Origin of the sequence: Hydrotalea sp. AMD (genome assembly GCF_004100315.1) — a bacterium.
In the GTDB taxonomy this organism is placed as follows: Bacteria; Bacteroidota; Bacteroidia; order Chitinophagales; family Chitinophagaceae; genus Hydrotalea; species Hydrotalea flava.
In genome coordinates, this window is the sequence record NZ_SCKY01000025.1 from 45,467 (window position 1) to 51,466 (window position 6,000).

General features: G+C 30.7%; 7 protein-coding genes. All 7 read right to left on the bottom strand.

Features of this window, described 5'->3' with window-relative positions; all coding sequences use genetic code 11:
* Positions 1-304: 304 nt before the first annotated feature.
* Positions 305-1,423 carry a TlpA family protein disulfide reductase gene (locus EO766_RS15390; RefSeq protein ID WP_179855950.1) on the bottom strand — a complete coding sequence of 373 codons (1,119 nt, stop codon included), beginning with the start codon at positions 1,421-1,423 and terminating at the stop codon, positions 305-307.
* Positions 1,424-1,659: 236 nt separating this feature from the next.
* Positions 1,660-1,806: a TIGR04149 family rSAM-modified RiPP gene (locus tag EO766_RS15395; protein ID WP_353744842.1), complete on the bottom strand. Its 147-nt coding sequence runs from the start codon at positions 1,804-1,806 to the stop codon at positions 1,660-1,662.
* A 117-nt stretch (positions 1,807-1,923) separates the two neighbouring features.
* A complete protein-coding gene (locus EO766_RS15400) occupies positions 1,924-2,229 on the bottom strand; it encodes a beta-barrel domain-containing protein (protein ID WP_081299090.1) in 306 nt (101 codons plus the stop codon).
* A gap of 235 nt (positions 2,230-2,464) precedes the next feature.
* Positions 2,465-2,647: a hypothetical protein gene (locus EO766_RS15405; protein ID WP_074417644.1), complete on the bottom strand. Its 183-nt coding sequence runs from the start codon at positions 2,645-2,647 to the stop codon at positions 2,465-2,467.
* A 27-nt stretch (positions 2,648-2,674) separates the two neighbouring features.
* Positions 2,675-3,799 carry a TlpA family protein disulfide reductase gene (locus tag EO766_RS15410; RefSeq protein ID WP_074417643.1) on the bottom strand — a complete coding sequence of 375 codons (1,125 nt, stop codon included), beginning with the start codon at positions 3,797-3,799 and terminating at the stop codon, positions 2,675-2,677.
* Positions 3,800-4,358: 559 nt separating this feature from the next.
* Positions 4,359-5,702, bottom strand: a complete 1,344-nt coding sequence (locus EO766_RS15415; RefSeq protein ID WP_287101475.1) for an HlyD family secretion protein — start codon at positions 5,700-5,702, stop codon at positions 4,359-4,361.
* The coding region (locus tag EO766_RS15420) for an ATP-binding cassette domain-containing protein (protein WP_287101476.1) at positions 5,692-6,000 on the bottom strand (309 nt) is incomplete at its 5' end. The genes EO766_RS15420 and EO766_RS15415, both read right to left, overlap by 11 nt.

The following is a 6,000-nucleotide window of genomic DNA, read 5'->3' on the forward strand; positions in this document are numbered from 1 at the left end:
ATATTTTTAATGTGATTGAATATTCCTTTTTTCTCCGGTAAGAAAATATTACATCGGTTCAATGGCCATTGAATGCATTACTATTTACCTTCCGGACGATCAATAAATAATGCAGTACAATAATATACGTTTTTTATGGAAACGGCAATTAGGGAATCCTTAGAATTTTTGCTATTTACTTCGTGTATGAATTAGCCGATGTGCACCCAATTCATGTTCAAAAGCAAAACATTCGTTGAGCGATTCCATTGTATAATTTTTTACATTTACTTTAAATATAATTTGTTAATTGAATACCGTTACTTTACTGAACCACTGCTTTTTGATACCATTCCAGCTTTGATTCATAAGTATGTAAAACAGCAGGTGAAAAATCAGGATGCTCTTTTAAAGATGTAATGGCTTTCTCTGCTGACGCTATGGACTTTGTTTTATTTTTTGCCCGCCAATACCATTCTGCCATCTCTTCATAATATTTGGGTAGGGACGCTAATTCCGGATAAGGAAACTGATGAACGTATAATTGATAGGCCTCTGCCCCCAATGCATACATGGCTGTTGGCAATTTTTTCGGCGTTTTGTAATTTTTAATATTGTACACAATACTACTTGCAATAGCAGCTGCATTTGCACTTTGTAATGCTTTTTTCCCATACTCTAAGGCAGCCGGAACATTGGTTTGTAGCAGTACATACAATGTGTAATCTACCACCAACGGTTCATATTTTAATTGCGGTTCTTTCTCAATGAAATGATTGATATAAGCAAGTATAGAGTCGGGCTGTTCTTTCCTGAGTGGAATATTCAAATCTTTATTTTCATTCACTATATCTTCATTGCCCATAAAATTTCTTAATTCATGGTAAAGAGAATCGGTTAGTCTTTTTATATGAAAGGATATATTTCTTTCATATAGAGCCTGATGAATATTCCATTGTTGGTGGATGATTTTAGTAGCCACCTGCTCAAAATATTGCGGATCTCCAATCCAGGCAATTGCTCCTCTTCCGTTCACCACCATAATTTTAGGAATACTGCCATCACCACATGCTTTTAGCCATTTATTTTCAATTTGTGCATCTTCATCTACAGCTACCGAATAATCCATACGGTTACCCATGCTATCCACAATTTTTTTTATTTTTTCTATAGGTGTTTTGGCTTCATAAACAGCAATGGATACAATTTCTATATCACCCCTGTGTTTTCTGGCAAATGCAGTTAATTTTGGCATAGCAGCTATACAAGGTTTACACCAAGTTGCCCAAAATTCAATGGCATATAGCTTACCGGTTTCAAAAGTTTGAAACGGAGTTCCTTTTAGCCATGTACTTACTTGAAGTGGCGGTGCAGGGTCGCCAATATTCAGGGTAACTGAATCCATATTTTGTGCCCTGCTGTTCACACTTATGAACCACAGCATGATGAATAATATAATTGTTGATAGGTAATTAAACTTCAGTTGCATAATTCATGGGTTAGTTGTATAGCTGATTAGAGAAAATATCAGTTACTGATTCAAACAACTTGGGAAAAATACACTTACCTTTTACAAAGGTATATAATGCCACAGTATCAATTTGTTGCATACTATGGCAAATATTTAAATCATTAATATACTGAAACACAATAGCATTTTCCGGTAGACGGACTTGAGTGTCAAGTGCCTGCAAGCTTTCCAATCATGCAACTACCCATGCAATTTGCTGCACAACCTGATGCATCATTGCTTCCACCTTTAATTTGTTTCATTTCATTTTTTGAAAGTTTACCTTTCAGATCTGTGAGACTCATTTTTTTTATAATTTTAAATTTTTGAAGTTAAAAATATGCCTGTTAGTTCTACAGGCAACCCTTGCGCAATAGGTAACATAAAAATATAAACAATTTTTGAATAGTATGTGTAGGGGAAGCCCTACAATTTTAATTTCTATTGATAATTTTTAAAAAATTTTCATAAAAACGTTGTAACAAGCGTTTGTCAGCTGTTATAATAGAAGCTTGTGCAGTTAAACCTTCTCTATACTGCAAGGCCTCATAGTAATTCGTTGCTAAGCCATTTACTAAATTTACTTTCGCCATATAGCCACTATCGGTTGGAATGGCTGAAATAAAAGAGATTCTACCCTCTACATAACCATATTCCTGATAGGGATAAGCATTTAACTTCAATAAAACCTTTTGCCGGGTTTTTACTTTCCCAAAATTTGTTTGTGGAATATTAATAATGGCATATACAGGGGCATGTTTTCCTGCATATTATAAATGCTAGGTATAGAAATTGTATTGTTGGGACGATATGTTTGTCTTATTTTTTATATATATGGTTAAAGAATCACCGGGCATAATGAAACAGTAATGCCCCTTACCATCAAAAATATACCCACTGCATGTGTCAGTACAAGTATAACTGCAAGTAGTGGCAGCTATGCTATCGATGGTAACATATTGTGTAATAGTCTTTCTAAAAATATTGATCAGGTGTGGTCATTAAACCTGAATAGGCCGGTTTTAAAATATCAAATGCCATAGAGTCTTTTAGTTCAGGCGATAAGGTATATATATACCGAATGGTAAATGCTTTTTGGGCAATGTTTGTTTGAAAGCAGCATAAAGCATTCAATAAAGTTATAATAAATTGTTTCATTGAATATAATTGGTGATGTATTCGAAATTATTCCAAATAATTATTGATAAATTTCTTAACTTCTTCTAAGTTTCCTGAATTTCTAAAAAGTATATTTCCATCTCTATCAATCAAAAAATGTAATGGATAACTGGTGGCATTCATTTTATTTCGAAAATTTTTGTTGTAGTCAAAATAATTTGGCCATTTTGCATTATTTTTAATTAAAATATTTTTTGCTAATTTTATTCTTTCCGGTTTATTTTCGTCAGTAACTGAAATGAAATGTATACCCTTGTCTTTATATTGATGATACATAGCAACAATTGTTGGCATTGCTTTAATACATGGCAGGCAGGTGGTAGACCAATAATCTATGAATGTTAATAGATAGTTGTTAAAATATTTTTTTGTTAAAATATTTTTTCCGTCAAAATTTATATTAGGAAACTTTTTGCCAATCAACGTTGAATCTTCGTTTCTAAGCTTTTTTTCGAATGCTTTAAAAAGTTCGGTTTTTTTGAAATTATCAGAGAATAATGATAAGTTATCTAAATAGATGTGGTTAAAATTATATAGCGTATAATCATAAACTATTTCCCAAAATGCAACATATGAGTTGGTATTATATTTTATATAATTGCCAATTATCTCTTCTTTTTTTTGTAAATCTGTTAAACTGTCAAGGTTATTTCTGTTTATGTGAATATATAAATCTGAAAATAATTTTTTAAAATGGGCATATTCATCGTTAATCGATGAATGCATATTCACTTCATAGGCATTAAAGCAATCTGGTAATTGTATTTTATGGAAACCACTATCTAAAAAAAATGTAGAAGTTACATATACCTGTTTTGTTTTGGTGTTAAAATATTGAAATGATAATGGGATAGGGTATTGAAATTCACCTTCCAGTAAATTTTTGTTTTTTATGATGATTTGATAGGCAGACTGTTCAAAGCCAAATTGTTTTCCAAAATCCTTAATGTATTGATTGGTATCTAAATGGTATTTATAAAAATCTTCATACCCCTTTCTGATAATTTGAGGTGAAATGATTAATTTATCATTTATAAATGTTGGCGCTTCAAGCTCAATTTTGAATTTTACTTGTGCAAACAAAAACGTAGGGTTAATCAATATCAATAAAATATAATAAAAAATTTTCATTTTATGTTAATTTGTTATCTGTATTTTTTGATTAAAAATCATTCTTGTCCGGCAAAACTTAAAATAAAAATTGCTGTAAAGAATTACAGGCTAAAAAATGATTGTTTCAAAATTTGAGGGAGTACCCCTTTTTTGAAATCGACTGAAATATGGTTCTTTAAAGGGTTTAAACAATTAGTTTACAATTTTAGACGGACAATATTGAAAAATAGTATACAAATACAGGTAGCTTAACTATTTCGCTACCTGTATTGTATTTCATTAATTGCTGCAGCATCTACCCGCGCTATCATAGCAGCAATTGTTTGTTGAATAGCAACAAGCTACCATATAACCATAACAAACATCACATTTTCTAGGTCCGCTTCCAGCTTTAATTTGTTTCATTTCATTTTTTGAGAGTTTACCTCTGAGATCTGTGAGACTCAATTTTTTCATAATTTTAAAATTTTTGAAGTTAACAATATACCTGATAGTTCTACAGGCAACCCTTGCGCAATAGGTAACATAAAAATATAAACAATTTTTGAATAGTATGTGTAGGGGAAGCCCTACAATTTTAATTTCTACTGATTATTTTAAAAAAATTTTCATAAAAACGTTGTAACAAGCGTTTGTCAGCTGTTATAATAGAAGCTTGTGCAGTTAAACCTTCTCTATACTGCAAGGCCTCATGGTAATTCGTTGCTAAGCCATTTACTAAATTTACTTTCGCCATATAGCCACTATCGGTTGGAATGGCTGAAATAAAAGAGATTCTACCCTCTACATAACCATATTCCTGATAGGGATAAGCATTTAACTTCAATAAAACCTTTTGCCGGGTTTTTACTTTCCCAAAATTTGTTTGTGGAATATTAATAATGGCATAATACTTGCTATTATTGTGGTTAATGTAACAAATTACTTGTCCGGCTTGTATTTGCTGATTTTCTTCAGTCAATGATGCAAAAGATAAGATACCATTTTCAGAAGCAACTAAAATATATTTCTTTATCCAATCATCAACCTGGCTTTTAAGCGTATTTAATGTTTGTAGGTATAAAATTTTTTGTTGCTGAATTGTATTGCTTAATTCTGCTAACTCTTTTTGTTTATCAATTTTTAAAGACTCATTTGAAACAATAGCTGAATTTATTTGAGGTAGTGTTAGTTGTTTATTTATTAATTTACTAGATTCAGTACGATAGTCAAAATCAGAAATTACTTTTTCTTTTTTCAGGGATTCATTTGCATGAAAAGTTTTTTCGGAGAGTTGTAAATCTTGTTCCATTAATTTTTTTTGGTCTAATAAGATATTGTGTAAACGTTCTATATTAATCAGGTCTTTTTCCAACATTTCATATTTTTTTGTATAAAACCCATTAGGTAAATAGGCTTTAAAACTCAAATTTGACTGCACAAAATTTTGATAACTAATTTGTAATTCACCAAGATTTTCCATATCAATTTTAAAGGATTGAACTGCTTTGGTAAATTCATTTGAATTAATTGCAGTAAGTGCCTCTTCTATTTCATTTTTCACATACAAAACTTCCTCGTGTTTCCCTATTGCTTCAATATAAGCTATTATGTCTCCCTTTTTAACATAGTTTTCCTCTTTTTTTAGTAGTTTAATCAGTTTTCCACTGCTTAAACTAACAATAGTTTTAGGTGCATTGATTGATGTTAGCTTTGCTGGTGTTGTTATAACATCTGGATATTGGATAAACCAACAAATAATAAAAAATATAATTAACATGAAAAGAAATAAAAGTGTTCCCCATCTAACTAAAAATGATGGTTTTTCTGATATAATTTCATCGATTAATGAATTATTTTCTTCAATAGCCAAAAGCTTATTGTTGTAAGCTTCAATTTTGTTTCCGTTATTTTGGAAAGAATTTGATTGATTATTTTCCAAGTTCTAACTGATTTTTTACAAGTTCAAAATAGTAGCCTTTCAAAGCTGATAATGCTTCGTGATTCCCTTCTTCAACAATTTCACCTTTATTTAATACGATAATTTTATCTGCATTTTTAACTGTGCTTAGCCTATGTGCAACAATAATTACAGTTTTGTTTTTAAAAAATCTTTGCAGGTTTTCTAAAATTTCTTTTTCGTTATTGGCATCTAAGGCATTAGTCGCTTCATCAAAAAAAATAATTTTTGGATCTTTATATATAACACGGGCTATAGCAATTCTTTGTCTTTGTCCTCC